The 17276-nt window shown below is 58.7% G+C and carries 18 protein-coding genes and 1 pseudogene; 15 read left to right on the top strand and 4 right to left on the bottom strand.

Translation table 11 applies throughout. The annotated features are described in order from the left end of the window. Nucleotide 1 precedes the first annotated feature (1 nt). Nucleotides 2-2320, top strand: coding sequence for a penicillin-binding protein 1B (gene mrcB, locus AB5Y67_RS13365; RefSeq protein ID WP_042052390.1), 2319 nt, complete (start codon nt 2-4; stop codon nt 2318-2320). A 58-nt stretch (nt 2321-2378) separates the two neighbouring features. Next, nucleotides 2379-2780, top strand: coding sequence for a VOC family protein (locus tag AB5Y67_RS13360; protein ID WP_005362902.1), 402 nt, complete (start codon nt 2379-2381; stop codon nt 2778-2780). Between the two features lie 78 nt (nt 2781-2858). Here the strand turns inward: AB5Y67_RS13360 and AB5Y67_RS13355 are convergent, their stop codons facing one another. Both AB5Y67_RS13355 and AB5Y67_RS13350 read right to left on the bottom strand, forming a co-directional pair. Further along, nucleotides 2859-3179 carry an SMR family transporter gene (locus AB5Y67_RS13355; protein ID WP_005335659.1) on the bottom strand — a complete coding sequence of 107 codons (321 nt, stop codon included), beginning with the start codon at nt 3177-3179 and terminating at the stop codon, nt 2859-2861. Next, entirely contained in the window at nt 3176-3562 is a 387-nt protein-coding gene (locus AB5Y67_RS13350; protein WP_005335660.1) for a multidrug efflux SMR transporter, read from the bottom strand. The genes AB5Y67_RS13355 and AB5Y67_RS13350 overlap by 4 nt, the downstream gene beginning before the upstream one ends. A gap of 158 nt (nt 3563-3720) precedes the next feature. Here AB5Y67_RS13350 and AB5Y67_RS13345 point away from each other — a divergent pair, with 158 nt between their 5' ends. The 3 genes from AB5Y67_RS13345 to ppa all read left to right on the top strand — a co-directional run bounded on the left by AB5Y67_RS13345 (nt 3721) and on the right by ppa (nt 7038). Continuing rightward, nucleotides 3721-4602 carry a LysR family transcriptional regulator gene (locus AB5Y67_RS13345; protein WP_005354677.1) on the top strand — a complete coding sequence of 294 codons (882 nt, stop codon included), beginning with the start codon at nt 3721-3723 and terminating at the stop codon, nt 4600-4602. A 109-nt stretch (nt 4603-4711) separates the two neighbouring features. Next, the gene (locus AB5Y67_RS13340; protein ID WP_150389615.1) at nt 4712-6292 is read left to right on the top strand and encodes a DUF3369 domain-containing protein; all 1581 of its coding nucleotides are present in this window, start codon (nt 4712-4714) and stop codon (nt 6290-6292) included. 215 nt (nt 6293-6507) lie between these two features. Next, nucleotides 6508-7038 carry an inorganic diphosphatase gene (gene ppa / locus AB5Y67_RS13335; RefSeq protein WP_005335667.1) on the top strand — a complete coding sequence of 177 codons (531 nt, stop codon included), beginning with the start codon at nt 6508-6510 and terminating at the stop codon, nt 7036-7038. A 26-nt stretch (nt 7039-7064) separates the two neighbouring features. Here ppa and AB5Y67_RS13330 read toward each other — a convergent pair whose 3' ends face one another. Beyond that, nucleotides 7065-7412, bottom strand: a complete 348-nt coding sequence (locus AB5Y67_RS13330; RefSeq protein ID WP_101529635.1) for a hypothetical protein — start codon at nt 7410-7412, stop codon at nt 7065-7067. Between the two features lie 139 nt (nt 7413-7551). Between AB5Y67_RS13330 and AB5Y67_RS13325 the strand changes: the two genes are divergently transcribed. The 10 genes from AB5Y67_RS13325 (at nt 7552) to AB5Y67_RS13280 (ending at nt 16711) form a co-directional block, all read left to right on the top strand. Further along, a complete protein-coding gene (locus tag AB5Y67_RS13325; RefSeq protein ID WP_005335678.1) occupies nt 7552-8442 on the top strand; it encodes a hypothetical protein in 891 nt (296 codons plus the stop codon). Between the two features lie 220 nt (nt 8443-8662). Continuing rightward, nucleotides 8663-9205 (top strand): YtfJ family protein, encoded by a 543-nt coding sequence (locus tag AB5Y67_RS13320; protein ID WP_005343253.1) that lies wholly within the window; start codon nt 8663-8665, stop codon nt 9203-9205. Nucleotides 9206-9249: 44 nt separating this feature from the next. Continuing rightward, nucleotides 9250-9549: a DUF2607 family protein gene (locus AB5Y67_RS13315; RefSeq protein ID WP_199427620.1), complete on the top strand. Its 300-nt coding sequence runs from the start codon at nt 9250-9252 to the stop codon at nt 9547-9549. Between the two features lie 31 nt (nt 9550-9580). Then, nucleotides 9581-10177, top strand: coding sequence for a DUF2796 domain-containing protein (locus AB5Y67_RS13310; protein ID WP_325794065.1), 597 nt, complete (start codon nt 9581-9583; stop codon nt 10175-10177). 4 nt (nt 10178-10181) lie between these two features. Then, nucleotides 10182-10871: an ABC transporter ATP-binding protein gene (locus tag AB5Y67_RS13305; protein WP_005362918.1), complete on the top strand. Its 690-nt coding sequence runs from the start codon at nt 10182-10184 to the stop codon at nt 10869-10871. Further along, a complete protein-coding gene (locus tag AB5Y67_RS13300) occupies nt 10865-12112 on the top strand; it encodes an ABC transporter permease (RefSeq protein ID WP_199427619.1) in 1248 nt (415 codons plus the stop codon). The genes AB5Y67_RS13305 and AB5Y67_RS13300 overlap by 7 nt, the downstream gene beginning before the upstream one ends. A gap of 31 nt (nt 12113-12143) precedes the next feature. Then, nucleotides 12144-12617, top strand: a complete 474-nt coding sequence (locus tag AB5Y67_RS13295; RefSeq protein WP_026034852.1) for a DUF3299 domain-containing protein — start codon at nt 12144-12146, stop codon at nt 12615-12617. A 104-nt stretch (nt 12618-12721) separates the two neighbouring features. Then, nucleotides 12722-13582 carry a TIGR03899 family protein gene (locus AB5Y67_RS13290; protein ID WP_199427618.1) on the top strand — a complete coding sequence of 287 codons (861 nt, stop codon included), beginning with the start codon at nt 12722-12724 and terminating at the stop codon, nt 13580-13582. A 276-nt stretch (nt 13583-13858) separates the two neighbouring features. Further along, entirely contained in the window at nt 13859-15496 is a 1638-nt protein-coding gene (locus AB5Y67_RS13285; protein WP_101529639.1) for a PAS domain-containing methyl-accepting chemotaxis protein, read from the top strand. Between the two features lie 474 nt (nt 15497-15970). Further along, nucleotides 15971-16711 carry an ABC-three component system protein gene (locus AB5Y67_RS13280; protein ID WP_368207838.1) on the top strand — a complete coding sequence of 247 codons (741 nt, stop codon included), beginning with the start codon at nt 15971-15973 and terminating at the stop codon, nt 16709-16711. Between the two features lie 15 nt (nt 16712-16726). Here AB5Y67_RS13280 and AB5Y67_RS13275 read toward each other — a convergent pair. Beyond that, nucleotides 16727-17276: pseudogene (locus AB5Y67_RS13275) on the bottom strand (IS630-like element ISAhy2 family transposase); the annotation flags it as partial.

Raw genomic sequence — 17276 nt, 5'->3', positions numbered from 1 at the left:
TATGGCAACCCAACGACGCAAGCGAGCCCCCAAGAAGGCAGCGCCCAAACGCACCATCTGGCGCAAGCTGTTCTGGCTTGGCTTCAAGCTCTCCCTGGTGGTGGCGGCCTTTATGGTGGTGTTTGGCATCTACCTCGATACCAAGGTGCGCGAGCGCTTCGATGGCGAGAAGTGGCAGCTGCCGGTGATGGTCTACAGCCGCCCGCTGGAGCTCTACCCCAGCCAGCGCCTGTCGCGGGACCAGATGCTGCGCGAGCTCAACATGCTGAGCTACAAGCAGGTGCGCCAGCCTCACACGCCGGGTGAATACACCATCAACGGCAACCGCATCGAGCTGATTCGCCGTCCGTTCGAGTTCTATGACGGCGCCGATGGGGCCCGTGGCCTGCGCCTCACCTTCAACGGCCCGCGCCTTGAGGGGATCCAGTCGCTGGAGAACCAGCGCCAGCTCGGTTACGCCCAGATGGACCCTGTGCTGCTCGATCGCCTCAATACCGAGGATCGGGAAGATCGCCTGCTGGTGCGTATCGCCGAAGTGCCCGACAGCCTGCTGGTGACCCTGCTCACCACCGAAGATCGCGACTTCTACCAGCATGGCGGCGTCTCGCCGGTGGCTATCATGCGGGCCATGTTCGCCAACCTGATCGCGGGTCGTACCGTGCAGGGGGGCAGTACCCTAACCCAGCAGCTGGCCAAAAACTTCTTCCTGACCCGTGAGCGCAGCCTGTGGCGAAAACTGCAGGAAGCCTATATGGCGGTGCTGATCGACTATCGCTACAGCAAGGACGAGATCCTGGAATCCTACCTCAACGAGGTCTATCTGGGGCAGAACTTCTCGCAAGGGGTCTATGGTTTCGGCCTCGCCTCCTACTTCTACTTCGGCATTCCGGTCAACGAGCTGGATATCGATCAGGTCGCCCTGCTGGTCGGTCTGGTGAAAGGCCCCTCCTATTACGACCCATGGCGCTTCCCGGAGCGGGCCAAGACCCGCCGTGATCTGGTGCTGAAGCTGCTGATGGATCACGGCAGCCTGACTCAGGCCGAATATGAGCTGGCCAGCCGCCAGCCCCTCGGCATCATCGCCCGTGGCCAGATGAGCTATGGCCGCACACCGGCCTTTATGGGACTGCTCAAGCGGGAGATCCAGAGCCGCTTCGGCGCCGATCTGCTCAAGCAGTCCGGCCTCAAGATCTTCACCAGCCTCGACCCCATCGCCCAGCATGCGGCCGAGCGGGCGGTCGAATCGGGCCTCGCCGATATCGAGAAGCTGCGCGGCAAGAAGAAGCTGGAGGCGGCCATGGTGGTCTCCGACTGGCATAAGGGCGAAGTCGTCGCGCTGGTGGGTGGCCGCGATCCCCGCTACGCCGGGTTCAACCGGGCGCTGGATGCCCGCCGCCAGATCGGTTCGCTGGTGAAGCCGGCGGTCTACCTCACCGGCCTCTCCAACGGCCTGACGCTCGCGACCCCGCTCAAAGATCAGCCGATCCGCATTCGCGGTCAGGATGGTCAGGTCTGGACGCCGCAAAACTACGATCGCAAGTTCCGCCAGAGCGTGCCGCTGATGGATGCGCTGGCCAGCTCCCTCAACGTGCCGACCGTCAATCTCGGTCTGCAGGTGGGGCTGGAAAAAGTGGTCGATACCCTGCACAAGCTGGGAGTCCAGCAGGAGATCCAGCCCTATCCGTCGCTGGTGCTGGGGGCGGTGGCCCTCTCCCCGCTGGAGGTGAACCAGATGTATCTGCCCATCGCCAATCAGGGACTGACCCAGCCGCTGTCGGCCATTCGCGCCGTAGTCAACGGGGATGGCAGCCTGCTCTATCAGCATGATCAGACCGCCAAGCGGGTCACCGACCAGCAAGCAAGCTGGCTGACCCTGTTCGCCATGACCAAGACGGTGAGTCAGGGCACGGCCCGCGCGCTCAGTGCCAAGTTCCCAGGCGCCACCATGGCGGCCAAGACAGGCACCACCAACGAGCTGCGCGACTCCTGGTTTGCCGGGATGGACAACAACGAGCTGGTCAGTATCTGGGTCGGTCGCGACGACAACACCCCGGCGGGTTTGACCGGTGCCAGCGGTGCCCTGCAGCTCTTTAGCGGCTACATGAGCCAGCGCGGCGTCAACAGTCTGGGATTGAAGATGCCGGAAGGGGTCACCTGGGCCAACTTCTCCCGCGCCAGCGGCACCCGCGTCACCAGCGACTGCCCGGGCAGCCTGCAGGTGCCGGCCAAAGCATCCACCATGGGCTCCCCGGCCGGTTGCGCCAGCAGTGCGACGCCACGCAGTGCGCTGGATGACTGGTTCGGCGGTTTCTTCAACTAGATCAACGACACGGGCAGCGCAGGCTGCCCGTTCACTATGCTGCTGACAAGGAAACACCATGACCTTTCCGCTGTTTGACGCCATCCACCATGTGGCCATCATCGCCAGCGATTACCCACGCTCGCGCCACTTCTACCACGAGGTGCTGGGGCTGCCCATCATCGCCGAGACCCTGCGCGAAGCGCGCCAGTCGTGGAAACTGGATCTGGCCCTGCCGGACGGCAGCCAGCTGGAGCTGTTCAGCTTCCCCTCGCCTCCCGAGCGCCCCTCCAGGCCCGAGGCGTGCGGCCTGCGCCATCTCGCCTTTCGGGTCAGCGATCTTGACCGGGTCATCGCCCACCTGCTGGCCCATCGGGTCGAGGTAGAGCCGGTGCGGGTGGACGAGCTGACCGGCAAGCGCTTTACCTTCTTCGCCGACCCCGACGGCCTGCCGCTGGAGCTCTACGAAGCGCCGCGCTGAGGCTGAGTCGGTCAAACAGTCGGCCAAGCAAAAAGCCGCCCGGCGAAACCGGGCGGCTTTTGTTATTGCTTCAGATTATCAGGCGGTAGTCAGCATAACGACTGCCAGCGCCATCACCATCATGCCAGCCCAGCCGATGGGCTTGAGCCGCTCACCGAAGAAGAGCAAACCGCCCAGCGCCGTACCGACGATGCCGATAGCCCCCCAGGTGGCGTAGGCAACAGCCAGGTCAATCTGGCCGCCACTTACCGCTTCCGAGAGCAGGGTAAAGGCGCCGAGTACCAGCATGATCCCCAGGAATCCCCACCCCTTGTAACGAAAACCCTTGGAGCGGTTGATGGCCATATTGGCGCCGATATCGATCAGTGCGGCACCCAGTACAATCACAAACGGACTCATGCTGTGGCCTCCGCTTCTACTGACTTGTCTGCGGGCTCATCATGGGTCTCCCCCATGGTCACCATAACAATCCCCACTATCGCGAGAGCCAGGCCAATCAGCTCCTGAACGGTCACATCGTAACCAAGGAACATGACCGACACTATGGTGATCAAGGTGATCCCGAGCCCCTCCCAGAGCGCAAACGCAATACCAATGGAGATTGTTTTGGCGGCTTTCGCCAGCAACCAGTACGAGAAACCGATCAACAGCCACATCGGGATGTAATTCATCCAGCCTGCCCCCTGCTCGGGGATCATGGCCATGCTGGAGGTACCGGCGACCTCGGTCACGATGGCGCCGGTCAAAAACAGTCGGGCCAGAAACATACGACTTAATAACATATAAGATGCCTTTGTTGCTTCGACGGGAGAGATGTTAAACGGGGAGAAGCAACTCGCGACAATCGCTCAGCGTCGACTATTCCGACGCTAAAGATTTGCCTTGCCTTGGTTCGGCACGCTAAGGTGATGGTGAAAAAATCCGTCATGGCCTGTAAAAGATGAAGCTATATCAGATAGAACTCTTTGTAGAGTCAGCTAATAGCGGCTCAATTGCCAACACCGCCCGTCGCCTCGGCAAAAGCCGCAGCGCCGTCAGCACCGCCATCGCGGCGCTGGAAGTTGAGCTTGGCGTCGAACTTTTTGAACGAGGCGCCAATCAGAGTCGGCTGACCGAGATCGGCGAGCTGGTGCTTGATGATTGCACTCGCCTGCTGCAGGCGGCCAACAGCTTGCAGCAGAAATGCAAACATTACGCCTCGGGGGCCGAAGTGGCGCTGCGAGTCGCCCGTGATGACGCCATTCCCGAGCCGGTGTGGCGCGAGATGCTGGCCAGCCTGCACAACCAGTTTCCCGGCACCAGTATCTCGCTGGTGCTCGCCTCTCCGCCTGAACTGCCAGCGCTGGTGGAAGAGGGGTTCGTCGATGCCGCCTTTGGCCTCATTACCGAAGATCAGGAGCGCAGCGGCCTCAATATCGACGTGCTCAACCCGATCCGCACCCTGATGGTGGTGGCGCCAAGCCATCCGCTGGCCGGACTGAAGCGGGTCAAACAGCAGGATCTGACCGATCACACCCAGGTCACCCTCTCGTATGTAGATGAATTTTCGGTAAAAAGCCTGTTGCCAGTAGGGGGCCAGCATATCGGCCTCTCCAGCTTCGAGTTGATGCGCAATGCGGTGCTGGACGGGCTGGGCTGGGCAGTGCTCCCCTCGCCACTGATCCAGAGCCAGCTGCGACAAGGCTCCCTGCTGACTCTGAAACACAAGTTCAGCCTGCAGTGGCGGGATTACGGGGTCTATCTGGCGGAAAACGCCTATCACGGCAAGGTGTTGGCCTGGTTGAAGAAGTCGATCCAGGGGTATCTGGAACCTTTCGAGTAGCGATAAAGAGGCGGAGCCAGCTCACGATATCTACTTATCCTGATGATCCGAGCGGATGTGATCGTGCATACTGTTCACATACTCATTGAGCGCCGGAGGCGTAACCGATATGAGCAGTGCCCAAGACAAGGACGATATCTTGCTGGACGACGACATCATCGAACTCGATGATGAGGAGGTCGTGGTCCCCAAGGCACTCAACCCATGGCAAGTGCTGATCGTGGATGATGAGCCGGATATCCATCATGCCACCCGCCTGGCCCTCTCCAACATTCACTACAAATCCCGTCCGCTGGAGCTGCTCAATGCCTACAGCGGCGCCGAAGCTGGCCGCATGCTGGAGGCCAATCCCAGGATTGCACTGATCCTGCTCGATGTGGTGATGGAGACCGAAGATGCAGGTCTGCGGCTGGTGCACCGGATCCGCAACGAAATGCACAACTCGCTGGTGCGGATCGTGCTGCGTACCGGCCAACCCGGCCAAGCCCCCGAGCAGCGGGTGATCCTCGATTACGACATCAACGACTACAAGACAAAGACCGAGCTGACGGTACAAAAGCTCTATACCACCGTCATCGCATCCCTGCGTTCATACGAAACTCTCAGCGCCATCGACAAGAGTCGCCAAGGGCTCGGCAAAATTCTGGAAGGGGCGGGCGATCTCTACCATCTTCATTCACTCAAGGAGTTTGCCTCCGGCGTGCTGAAACAGATCAGCGCCATTCTCGATGTGGGCACCGAAGGGGCTATCTGCGCCGAGCGCCGTCCCGGCGAACAGGGGCTGGAGATCCTCGCCGCCACCGGCGACTACGAGACTCTGCTGGATGATGGCAAGATCACCGACTTTCCCACCCTCAATGACTCGGTTCTGAAGGCACTGGCGACGCGCTGCAACCGCTTTGAACACCCGCAGGACTCCCTCTATATCGCCGCCCAGAATGGTCGCGAGTTCGTGTTGAGTTTTACCCCGACCCAGCCTCTCGATCCCCTCGAATGCGATCTGCTGGATGTCTTCTGCCAGCGCATCTCGGCGGCCTACGACAACCTCTATCTCTACAACCAGTTGCTGCGCGCCCAAGAGGCCACCGTGGTGGCACTGGCGGCGCTGGCGGAGTTTCGCGACTCCGATACCGGCGAGCATGTCTTGCGGGTACAGAAGCTCTCGGATGCCATCGTGGCCGAATTGAAGAAGATGGCGGCCTATCCTGAGCAGCTGACCCCGGAGTTTGTCGAGATGATCGGCATGGCTTCCATCCTGCACGATGTGGGCAAGGTGGGCACCCCGGATCATATCCTGCACAAGCCCGGCCGTTTCGACCCGGAAGAGCGGGCCATCATGGAGCAGCACGCAGGTATCGGCGCCAATATCCTGCACAAGGCGGGCGAAATGGTGGAGGGAACCAGCTACCTCTCGCTGGGGGCAGAGATCGCCCGGGGCCACCATGAGCACTTCGATGGTAAAGGCTACCCGCAGCAGCTGGCAGGCCAGCAGATCCCGCTGTCGGCGCGGATTGTGGCGGTAGTCGATGTATTCGATGCCCTGCTCAGCAAGCGCCCCTACAAGGAGCCCTGGACGCTGGCGCAGACCATGGAGTATATCCAGTCCCGCTCCGGCACCCAGTTTGACCCTCATGTAGTGACAGCCCTGTCGCGACTGGTCAACGAATCGAGACTCCCCTACTCGCTCTGACCGCCTTTGCTCGCACTTCACATGCCCTGCCGGTGACCAAGGTCAGCGGCAGGGCATCAAAACAGCCGTTTTGTTGCATCCTGCACACATCAACGCGCCGCAAACAGGAAACATCCCCCTTCTTTGTTAGCGATAGCCGCTGAAATATGGTCATTTAACATCACATCGCTATAATATCGGCCTGCAAACCTGATACTAACAACGAAGGAATTATCATGAGCCTGAACCTGGTACCGGCCGGCAAGAGCCTGCCCGACGATATCTATGTCATCATCGAAATCCCGCAGAATGCCGACCCGATCAAATACGAAGTCGACAAGGACAGCGGTGCTATTTTCGTCGATCGCTTCATGTCTACCCCGATGTTCTATCCGTGCAACTACGGCTACGTGAACGCGACCCTCTCTCTGGATGGTGACCCCGTCGACGTACTGGTTCCGACCCCCTACCCGCTGCTGGCCGGTTCCGTCATTCGCTGCCGTCCAGTTGGCGTGCTGAAGATGACCGATGAATCTGGCGAAGATGCCAAGATCGTCGCTGTACCGCACTCCAAGCTGACCAAGCAGTACGACCACATCCAGGATGTGAACGATCTGCCGGAACTGCTGAAAGCCCAGATCCAGCACTTCTTCGAGCGCTACAAAGAGCTGGAAGCGGGCAAATGGGTCAAGGTGGAAGGTTGGGGCGACAAGGCCGCTGCCGAAGCCGAGATCAAGACCTCTGCCGAGCGTTACGCTGCCAAGTAAGCGTCACCCGGAATGAAAAAGGCGCCTTATGGCGCCTTTTTTGTCGGTGTTTGCGGCAGCTGACCGGCCGCATCTCCGGCAGGATTGCCCTGAATGTATATTTCACGACCATCTTTCTGGTAGGGACGATAGTAATCACCGCCACAGCGATAGCCGCCGCCGGGCTGGCTCATCAGCTCGCAGTTGACCGGCAACACCTCCAGCCACTTGATGGCCTGCTGGTAGCGCAGCCACTTCTGCCATTCGTGCTCGCGTGCCAGCTGATCACGCAGGGCAAAGGTATCCGCAATGGACATCCCCTTGTTGACGATCACCTGACCCGCCATGGCTGGCAGGCTGAGCAGCCCAAACAGCACTATGATCCAAGGCTTCATAACCCCTCCAGAGTGACTTAATTTCACAATTAAATTAAAAGTCACATCAATCTGTTATCCAGATCACAAAACGAAACATCACCAAAGTGGTGCCGGCTCACCTAGTTGTTAATTATCGTCCACGGCAGGAAGCACCACCATGAAGCTGACCCCCGCGCTGTTGCTCAGCCTCACTCTCTGCACCACTCTTGGTGCTACAAGCAACGCCAGCGAAATCAACATGAGCTGGCAGTGGCAATCCACCGATGGCCAGCGCAAGCACTTCCAGCTGACCACCGACGATCAGGTGATGGCCGCCAGTCGCCACGAGATGAGCCTGCTGAAAGCTTCCCTCACCAATCCGCTGGAGACCCTTTACGCCTATATCAGCCCGCGGCTCTACAACAGCATCAACCTGATCAATCAGAGCAGCCCCGAGACCGCTACCAAATTTCGCAATCTGGAGCAGGCCTTCACCCTGCGGGACGACAGCATGGAGTCGCTGCTGTTCTGGCAAGCCTACCAGCAGTATCAGGAGGATGCCTTCTACCAGATGAGGGTGATCCCCTGCGTCCATCCGGCCAATCGCAAACTGCCTTGCGTGCGACCCGATTACTCCCAGCTCTTCTACCACTTCAAAGGGCACCTCAAGCCACTGGCGCAGCAGTTTGCGGCCAAGGACCTCGCCACCAGCGTCAGCCTGCTGCAGGAGTGGCTGAACGCCATCCCCACCCAGCCGGAGCAGCTGGATCACTTCGCACCGCCGCTGCAGGCACTGCAAGATAACAAGGCCGACAGCGATGAGAAGGCGCTGCTGATGGCCAGTCTGCTGGCGGAGCTGGCCCCGCAATATGTGCTCAGCATCATCTACCCGGATATCAGCATCGGCAGCGTCTCCCCTGCCTGGCTGGCCATTACGGCAGACAGTGGCGTACCCGGTGATGTGGTGGTGATCAACAATCAGCGCCATGTGCTGCTGACCGGCTCGTCCCTGCTGGCCCAGCAGATGACCATGGCCAAGATCCCCCTCATCAGCGAATCGCTCTACTGACACAGAGAGCTCAGACCAGCAGCCAATTCATTGATTTTTATCGATGTCATGCCATCCTAGCCGCCCTTGCCAGCCAACCACCTGACTGGCGTGGCGCTGACGCTTCTGAATTGCGATCTAATTTAACACTTTTTAAACAGATCCGATCAGTTTAGGATGAAGCTCGCCCATTCCCTCAATCCGAAACTCGTTATAACATAACAAATGGAGTGTCATCAGGATGAAACATCTCGTACTTACTTTGGCGCTGCTGCCATCTCTGGTCTTTGCTCACAACTTCAAGGATGGCAACCCGGTGCCGCTGGTCAATGTCAGCGACAAGGGCGAGCTGGTACTGAACGGCAAGGATATCGGTTACCAGCCGTGGCAGAGCACCTCGCTCACCGGCAAGGTGTTTCTGATCCAGCATATTGCCGGTCGCTCCAGTGCCAAGGAGCTGAACGCCCCGATGATCGAGGCGATCAAGGCCGCCAAACTGCCGCAAGACAAGTACCAGACCGTTACCGTCATCAACAGCAATGACGCCATCTGGGGCACCTCCGGCTTCGTGAAGAGCAGTGCCGAGGACAGCAAGAAAGAGTTCCCCTGGTCCGCCATGGTGCTGGATGCCAAGGGCATGGCGCGCAACGCTTGGGATCTGACGCCGGAAAGCTCGGCGATCATCCTGCTGGATAAAGAGGGCAAGGTGCTGTTTGCCAAAGATGGCCAGCTCGATGCCAACAACATTGCTACCGTGATGGGGCTCATCAAGTCCCATCTCTAAGTCAGAGAGAAAGGGCGCTGATGGCGCCCTTTCCATAAGGGTCTATGGGTCGTATCAAGCTGAAAATCTGGATCTTGCTGCTGGGCTGGTTATGGCTGCAGCCTGCCCTTGCCCGGCACCAGTTTGAATCTGCCCTGCCCGGCCACGACGACCATCACTGCCTGGTCTGCGCCCTCCATCTGGATGGCAAACAGGTCATCACCGCTACCCCCTATTGTTTCCCCGGTTCGACCTCTGTTCTGCCCGCAGTTGCAACCATGCAACGCTCGGCAGATACCGCCACGCTTCACAGCTATGCCATCCGTGCGCCGCCCGCCTCTGTTTTTATCTATCCCTTTGTTTAAGTTCACTATTTTTTTGAAAAAAGGATTAAAGATGAAAGCAGTTACTCTGTTGCTGGCCGCAGCGGCCTTTGGCGCACACGCCAATCACGACGAACACGAGAGCCACAGCCACGGCGCCCACGAGCATGGCCACGGCCACCTCAATCTGGTGGTCGATGGCGACCAATTGATGATCGAGCTGCAGGCCCCTGCTGCCGATCTGGTGGGCTTCGAGCACGCCGCCAAGAGCGATGAAGAGAAGGCGCAATATGCCAAAGCGGTCGCCCGCCTCCAGCAGCCTGACACCCTGTTCCGCTTCGACCCGGCCGCTGGCTGCAAACTGACCCAGCAGGAGCTGCAAGCCGCCAAAGAAGAGCACGACCATGACCATGACCATGACCATGACCATGACCATGACAAGGCTACCAGCGACAAACATGAAAACCACCATGATCATGACGAAGCGGGTCACGCCGATATGGGCGCCATGTACACCTACACCTGCGCCACCCCGGCCAAACTGACTGGCCTTGAGGCAACCCTGTTTAGCGTCTATCCGAGCCTTGAGAAGCTGAGCGTGCAGGGGATCCTGCCCACTGGCCAGACCGCTGGCGAGCTGACCCCGTCCGCCAACAAGCTGAGCTGGTAACGCCATGAAAAAAGCCGTGGTTGAGATCCGCGATCTGGCCTTTGCCTGGCCAGGTGGCGACGCTGTACTCGATCTGCCCGCCCTCACCATCCGCGAGGGTGAGCGGGTCTTTATCAAGGGCCCGTCGGGCTCTGGCAAGTCGACCCTGCTCGGGTTGCTGGCCGGGATCCAGACCGCCAACCACGGCACCCTGGAGGTGCTGGGCCAACCATTGGCCCGGCTCTCTGGCCGTGCCCGTGACCACTTCCGGGCGGCCAATCTGGGTTATATCTTCCAGCAGTTCAATCTGCTGCCCTTTCTCTCGGTGCAGGACAACGTGACCGCTGCCCTCACCTTTTCGCCCGCCAAACGGGCCCGCCTGCAAGGGAGCCCGGAGCAGGAGGCGCGCCGTCTGCTGGCGGAGCTGCAACTGCCGGATGAGGCTCTGCATCGCCCCGTCCATGCCCTCAGCATTGGCCAGCAGCAGCGGGTTGCTGCCGCACGGGCGCTGATCGGCTCGCCGCCACTGGTGATCGCCGACGAGCCCACCTCGGCCCTCGACACCGACAACCGGGCCGCCTTTATCAAGCTGTTGTTCGAGGAGTGCGACAAGCAGGGCTCGACCCTGATCTTCGTCAGTCACGACCCTTATCTCGAACCCCTGTTCCCGCGAGTCGAAAACCTGCAACAGCTCAACCGGAGGGCATCATGCTAAAGCTCGCCCTGCAAAGTCTCTGGGCCCGCCGCCTTACCGCCGGGCTCACCCTGCTGGCCGTCGCCATCAGCGTCACCCTGCTGCTCGGGGTGGAGCGGGTGCGCACCCAGGCCCGCGAAAGTTTCTCCAACACCGTCTCGGGGACCGACCTCATCGTCGGCGCCCGCTCCGGTCAGGTGAATCTGCTGCTCTACTCGGTGTTTCGCATCGGCAACCCCACCAACAACGTGGGGTGGGACTCCTATCAGGCCATCAAGCAGAAACCCGGCGTCGCCTGGACCATCCCGCTCTCCCTTGGCGACTCCCACAAGGGATTTCGGGTGCTCGGCACCAATGGCGACTACTTCACCCACCTGAAGTACGGTCAGCAGCAGTCGCTGCAACTGCGGGAAGGGCGGCCGTTCGAGACGCCGTTTGAAGCGGTACTCGGCGCCCAGGTGGCCGAGAAGCTCGGCTATCATCTCGACCAATCCATCGTCATCGCCCACGGTGCTGGCAACACCTCCTTCAGCCAGCACGACAACCTGCCGTTCAAGGTGGTGGGTATTCTGGCGCCGACCGGTACGCCCATCGATCGCACCATCCATGTGCCGCTGGCGGGGATAGAGGCGATCCATCTTGGTTGGGATACCGGCCGCCACAGCAAGAACGTGACGCCGGAGCAGGCGCTGGCGCAAGACCTCACCCCGAAAACCATCACCGCCTTTATGGTGGGGCTGAGCAACCGCATTCTGGCGTTCCAGCTGCAACGCAGCGTCAACACCTATCCCAAGGAGCCATTGATGGCGATCCTGCCGGGGGCCGCCCTGCAGGAGCTGTGGAGCCTGATGAGCGTGGCGGAAACCGCCCTCTCGGTCATCGCCGGTTTCGTGGTGGTGGCGGGCCTTATCGGCATGCTGACCACCCTGCTGGCGGGGCTTAACGAGCGGCGTCGGGAGCTCGCCATTTTGCGATCCCTCGGCGCGGGCCCTGCCCACCTGTTCCTGCTGCTGGCGCTGGAGGCCATGGCGCTGACCACGGTCGGCATCGCTCTCGGGGCCGCCGTGCTCTATCTGGGGCAGGGGCTTGCCTCGCCCTGGCTGCTCAGCCACTATGGCCTGCAACTGAGTCTGGGGCTGCCGAGCACCTATGAGTGGCAGTTGCTGGGGGTAGTGTGGCTGGCGGGCATGGTGATTGGCCTGCTTCCTGCTGCCCGCGCTTACCGCTACAGCCTGAGCGATGGCATGAGCATTCGCGTCTAGCGAGACGCCCAAAATCGAAACAGAAGGACAGATGATGAAGTGGAAAATTGTGGCGCTGCTCGCCAGCCTGCTGGTGCTGCCCGCCCTGGCCGCCGATTACAAGACCATCGACTGGGATGTGCTCATCCCGGAAGGGGAAAAACTGCTGCCACCACCCCAGGTCAATCACGAAGATCCCATGTCGGTGCCGCAACCGGTGGGCGGGGTAAACAAGAAGCTGGACAACCAGGATGTGCGCATTCCGGGCTTCGTGGTGCCGCTGGAAGGAGATGCCAAGAAGATCACCGCCTTCCTGCTGGTGCCCTACTTCGGCGCCTGCATCCATGTGCCGCCGCCCCCCACCAATCAGGTGATCTATGTGAGCTACCCCAAGGGTGCACCGGTGGATGATCTGTGGGATGCCATCTGGGTGAAGGGCAAGATGCGCACGGTCAGCTCCAGCCACGAGATGGCCACCGCCTCCTACTCGATGGAAGCGGTCGAGGTGAGTGTCTACGAGGAGTAATCCTCACGTTGCAAAAAAAGCGGCCTCCACGGAGGCCGCTTTGTTATCTTGGCATCCCGGTTGGAGTAACATTCAGCTCCAGAACCTGTGCGAATGGAGTCAGCATGGCAGACCTCCCCCCCCCGAAAAAAGAGAGTTCGATCCTGAGCAGCCAGGAGCAGACCCTGCGTCTGGCCCGCAGTCGCGGTATCGACGGCATGCTCACCCGCAACACCGACAGCACCTTCGAACAGCGCGCCAACTTTCGCCATCTGGCGGATCAGGCCGCCCGCCAGCGCAATCTGGAAGCCATCATGGTGATGGCCTCCCGCCACTGCGAAGAGACCGCGGCCGGCGGCGAGATGGACAGCGACTGGCTGACCCGCTTCCTGCAACTGGCGGAAGATATCAGCATGGTGCCGATGCAGCAGCTGTGGGGGCGGATCTTCGCGCTGGAAGTAGCCACCCCGGGCCGCTTCTCCATTCGGGCGCTCGCCACCCTCAAAGAGATGACCCAGCGCGAGGCCCAGCTGTTTCAGCGCATCTGTTCACTGACTTGCCACTACACCGGCAGCGACGAGCAGCGACTGCTGCTGGGGCTGCACAAGGGGGCCACCCTGCTGAGTCGCGCCAAGGCGACGCGCCTCGGCCTTGGCAAATACCGGCTGCCCTACAACGCCCTGCTGCAGCTGTTCGAGCTCGGGCTGCTGCATCGCGCGGAGCTGGAATCCGGCCCGCTGCCCGCCGATGGGGTCGAGCTGGAGTTTGGCAACCAGCGCTGGCGGCTGCAGTGCAAGCAGAACAACATCACCCTGCTCTACTACCGGCTCACCCCGGTGGGCAACGAGCTCGCCCAACTGCTGCAAGAGTCGCCGCTGGAGGAGTACCTGCAGGATCTGAAAACCGTGCTGGTGCAGGGTATCCAGATTGAAGTGATGCAGCTCGTCAGCACCCCCTCCTCACCCGCTCCCGACCCTCTCCCCTGAGCTCTGGCGGGGCAGCTGATGCCCCGTCGGTTCGTGGTTCTTTCGCATCAAGCTGCTGGCTCCAAGCTTGTGGGCTTGTCCAGAATAGGTTGCAAATTGCAGATGCCGCAGAGGCACACCCCGTCAGACCCGTTGCATATTGCAAACAGCAACGATCTTTTCCTGCCAAAACGGCACTAATAACACATCAGTCATTAGCTTTTGCCAGCTGGCCCGCCCTTTGCAGATGTCTTGATGCAGATCAAAATTTAACCATCACAGCTCGGGAGCAAGGCCATGAGAATCAATCAACCGGTTACCCAAAGAGAACGTCTCTATCCAGACCACCAGAGCCTGATTTCCACCACGGATCTGGAGAGCCGCATCACCTACGCCAACGAGGAGTTCTGCGAGATAGCAGGCTTCCAGCTCGACGAGCTGGTGGGGGAACACCACAATCTGGTGCGCCATCCTGACATGCCGAAACAGGCCTTTGCCGATCTGTGGAACCATATCCGCGAAGGCAAGAGCTGGATGGGGCCGGTGAAAAATCGCTGCAAGAGTGGCGACCACTACTGGGTCAGCGCCTTTGTCACCCCCATCAAGGATGCCAGCGGCCGGGTGGTGGAGTATCAGTCGGTGCGCACTGCCCCAAGCGAAGAGATCAAACAGCGGGCCGAGAAGGTCTATGCCGACCTTCGCAACAACAAGCTACCGCTGGCGCTTAAGCTGCCCACCTTCTCCCATACCCTGGCCATCAACCTCTGTCTGCTGCTGAGCCTGCTCGCCATGTTTGCGCTTGGCTACAACCACGACATGAACTGGCAACTGGCGCTGGTCGCCCTGCCGCTGGCGATAGCGGCCATCACCCTGAATGCCCTCTCCCGCCGCCTCGGCAAGCTCAACAAGATGGCCCGCAGCCGCTTTGACAACCCGCTGATGCAACTGCTCTACACCAACAAGGTGGACAACATCGCCGCCATCGAACTCTCGATGGTGATGAATCAGGCCGAGTTCAACGCCGTGCTGGCCCGCACCCAACAGACCTGCAGCAAGATCCTGCAAGCCGCCGAGGGGGATCTGCGCAACGCCGAATCCATCACCGACAACCTGCAACAGCAGCAGGCCGAAACCAATCAGGTAGCGACCGCCGTGACCGAGATGTCGGAATCCATTCGCGAGGTGTCGCAAAGCTCGACTGACTCCTCCAGCCTGCTGGATGAAACAGCCGTGCTGTTCAAGAGCGGCAACAGTAGCGTGGCCGAAACCGTGGCTGCCGTGGCAGGCATGAACAGCGAGCTGACCACCTCCAAGAGCGTGATCAGTGCGCTGGTCGGCCATTGCCGCGATATCGATGGCATCCTCGATGTGATCAACAACATCGCCAACCAGACCAACCTGCTGGCCCTCAACGCCGCCATTGAAGCGGCCCGGGCTGGCGAAGCGGGCCGCGGTTTCTCGGTAGTTGCTGACGAGATCCGCACCCTCGCCATCAAGACCCAATCCTCGACCAGCGAGATCCAGAAGATGATCACCGAGCTGCAAACCAGCGCCGGGGATGCAGAGCAGGCGATGGAGAAGGGCTGCCAACTCTCCGAAAGCTGCCAGCAAAAAGCCTCGGCGACCGGCACCATACTCCAGCAGATCAACGATATGCTGCAGCAGGTGGCCTCCGGCAGCGGCCAGATTGCCCAGGCGGTGCAGGAGCAGTTCCACGTCACCGCCGAGATCAACCGCAACGTTCTCAGCATCAAGACCCTGGCCGATGACTCCAGCGTCGGCAGCCAGCACGCCGTGCACGGCATCACCCAGCTGGTCAACCAGTTAAGCGATCTCGACCGGCTGGTACGCCAGTTCCAGAAGGGCGCTCCGGCAACCCAAAGCCGCTACGAAGTGGCCACCACCCGCGCCGTGCCAGTTCGCCAAGCCAGATAACCACTACCCAAACAATCACCGCAGCAAAACCCTATGGGCCCGCAGGCCCATAGGTTTTTTAATGCCCGCCAGCAAAAGGCGACACTGCCGTTTCACTGTCCGATTTCCCTCTGCCCTGATGGGCCCAAGCGGTTGAGCGACCACATTTAAACCCATTAATGATTAATTTATTGATCTTGCTCAGGAAACGGCCCGCTTGCGCTTTTCACCCAAGCCCCGTTCGGTAACATAGCCGCTTGGCAACCTCTCGCAGGAGTCAGCCATGAACCAAACCAGTGCCAAAACGCAGGTAACAAGCAGCAGACTGGAGGCTGGAATTCAGGGGCGGTAGCTTTACCCTATAAGATTTACGCATGAAAATCTGCTAAAGGTAAGTTACAACCTTAATTTATTGACCGCCTCTGTTACCAAAAACAAACGGAATAGTTACTCCGATAATAAATTCATCTAGGATGTAGTGATAGGAACTATTTAATGGATGTTCAGCAAAAATTAGATATACGTAAAGCTTTTAAATTGCGCATTCATGAATCAAATGGAAATGCATTCGAAGATCTTTTTTGCAATGTAATGCGTTCATCAAACAAGGATTTTAAAAAAGTAAAACCACAAGGACGTATTGGTGATAGAAAAAATGATGGATTTATCAAATCCGAAGGAAAGTATTATCAAGTGTATGCCCCCCAATCTCCAATTGGCAATCCTACCGCTGCGACATCAAAGCTTGAAGAAGATTTAGATGGTTTGATTTCATATTGGAGATGTGAAAATGACTTCATAATTAGAGAATTCTACTTCGTGTTCAATGATAAATACCATGGTGCCTATCCTGAGATATACACAACACTAAATAGACTTCGGACACAGTACAATCTTGATGTTTGTGATGTATTTCTTTCATCAGAGTTAGAAGATGTCTTCATGGAATTACCTGAGGATAATATTGCAGAAATATGTGGCTATTACCCCAAACCAGAAGATATTGGTTTCATAGATAACTCAATAGTTGCAGAAATAGTAGGATACGTATCTAATAACTATTCTGGATTCTCGGAGTCTCAATATAATGACCCTCCCGACTTTCATAAAAAAATTCATTTTAATAACCTTGGCAAAGGCACAGCAAGGCATCTAAACGTAGGGGCCTATCAAGTCGGTTATGTTGAAGACTATTTCAAAACAAATAGTAATTTTTCTCGCCAACAAGCTAAATAACTGATCCCAATAGTGCTACACCTTCGCTGTGCCATAGCCATTCCCCGGGAAAGGAGACACGGTATCCATGAAGTGTTTCACTCGGGCCAGCAGGTTTGCCATCCCTCTGCATTGATGATTGCGCGTGATGGTTTCATGTAACTTGTGCCACAGCCGTTCGATGTGATTAACCCAAGGACTGTAAACTGGCTGGAATACCAGGCAGAACTTGGGATTCTTCTTCAACCATCGCTCGGTCTGTTTGCTTTTGTGAATGATGTAGTTATCGAGGATCAACGTGATGGTTTTGGCTCGTCGGTAGTGGTGGCGCAGCTTTTCCAGCATGGCAATAAACAGCGATGAGTTTTTCTTGATCCCGCTGACGTAAAGTACCCTTCCGTTGCCTGCGTGGAGAACGCCTGCCAGATAATGCTTGGCATTCTGCCCCGGTGTGACAACCCGCTTTTGCTGCGCTCTGAACATCCAGTCGGCTCCTAATTTGGGATTGAGGTCTATATCGACTTCATCCTCATAAAACACCGGATTATCGGCATCACAGCGGGCCAGCGCGGCGTCGATATTCGCC

This window comes from Aeromonas sp. s12, assembly GCF_040907925.1.
GTDB classification, from domain to species: Bacteria; Pseudomonadota; Gammaproteobacteria; order Enterobacterales; family Aeromonadaceae; genus Aeromonas; species Aeromonas veronii.
This window is presented reverse-complemented; position numbering and strand designations above follow the sequence as displayed.

Bases quoted from the DNA above. Each gene is read 5' to 3' on its own strand.
- AB5Y67_RS13300 (WP_199427619.1), top strand. From the start codon at position 10,865: ATGCTAAAGCTCGCCCTGCAAAGTCTCTGGGCCCGCCGCCTTACCGCC.
- AB5Y67_RS13295 (WP_026034852.1), top strand. From the start codon at position 12,144: ATGATGAAGTGGAAAATTGTGGCGCTGCTCGCCAGCCTGCTGGTGCTG.
- AB5Y67_RS13345 (WP_005354677.1), top strand. From the start codon at position 3,721: ATGAAGCTATATCAGATAGAACTCTTTGTAGAGTCAGCTAATAGCGGC.
- AB5Y67_RS13355 (WP_005335659.1), bottom strand. From the start codon at position 3,179: ATGAGTCCGTTTGTGATTGTACTGGGTGCCGCACTGATCGATATCGGC.
- mrcB (WP_042052390.1), top strand. From the start codon at position 2: ATGGCAACCCAACGACGCAAGCGAGCCCCCAAGAAGGCAGCGCCCAAA.
- AB5Y67_RS13320 (WP_005343253.1), top strand. From the start codon at position 8,663: ATGAAACATCTCGTACTTACTTTGGCGCTGCTGCCATCTCTGGTCTTT.
- AB5Y67_RS13315 (WP_199427620.1), top strand. From the start codon at position 9,250: ATGGGTCGTATCAAGCTGAAAATCTGGATCTTGCTGCTGGGCTGGTTA.
- AB5Y67_RS13290 (WP_199427618.1), top strand. From the start codon at position 12,722: ATGGCAGACCTCCCCCCCCCGAAAAAAGAGAGTTCGATCCTGAGCAGC.
- AB5Y67_RS13340 (WP_150389615.1), top strand. From the start codon at position 4,712: ATGAGCAGTGCCCAAGACAAGGACGATATCTTGCTGGACGACGACATC.
- AB5Y67_RS13310 (WP_325794065.1), top strand. From the start codon at position 9,581: ATGAAAGCAGTTACTCTGTTGCTGGCCGCAGCGGCCTTTGGCGCACAC.
- AB5Y67_RS13360 (WP_005362902.1), top strand. From the start codon at position 2,379: ATGACCTTTCCGCTGTTTGACGCCATCCACCATGTGGCCATCATCGCC.
- AB5Y67_RS13285 (WP_101529639.1), top strand. From the start codon at position 13,859: ATGAGAATCAATCAACCGGTTACCCAAAGAGAACGTCTCTATCCAGAC.
- AB5Y67_RS13305 (WP_005362918.1), top strand. From the start codon at position 10,182: ATGAAAAAAGCCGTGGTTGAGATCCGCGATCTGGCCTTTGCCTGGCCA.
- AB5Y67_RS13350 (WP_005335660.1), bottom strand. From the start codon at position 3,562: ATGTTATTAAGTCGTATGTTTCTGGCCCGACTGTTTTTGACCGGCGCC.
- ppa (WP_005335667.1), top strand. From the start codon at position 6,508: ATGAGCCTGAACCTGGTACCGGCCGGCAAGAGCCTGCCCGACGATATC.
- AB5Y67_RS13330 (WP_101529635.1), bottom strand. From the start codon at position 7,412: ATGAAGCCTTGGATCATAGTGCTGTTTGGGCTGCTCAGCCTGCCAGCC.
- AB5Y67_RS13280 (WP_368207838.1), top strand. From the start codon at position 15,971: ATGGATGTTCAGCAAAAATTAGATATACGTAAAGCTTTTAAATTGCGC.
- AB5Y67_RS13325 (WP_005335678.1), top strand. From the start codon at position 7,552: ATGAAGCTGACCCCCGCGCTGTTGCTCAGCCTCACTCTCTGCACCACT.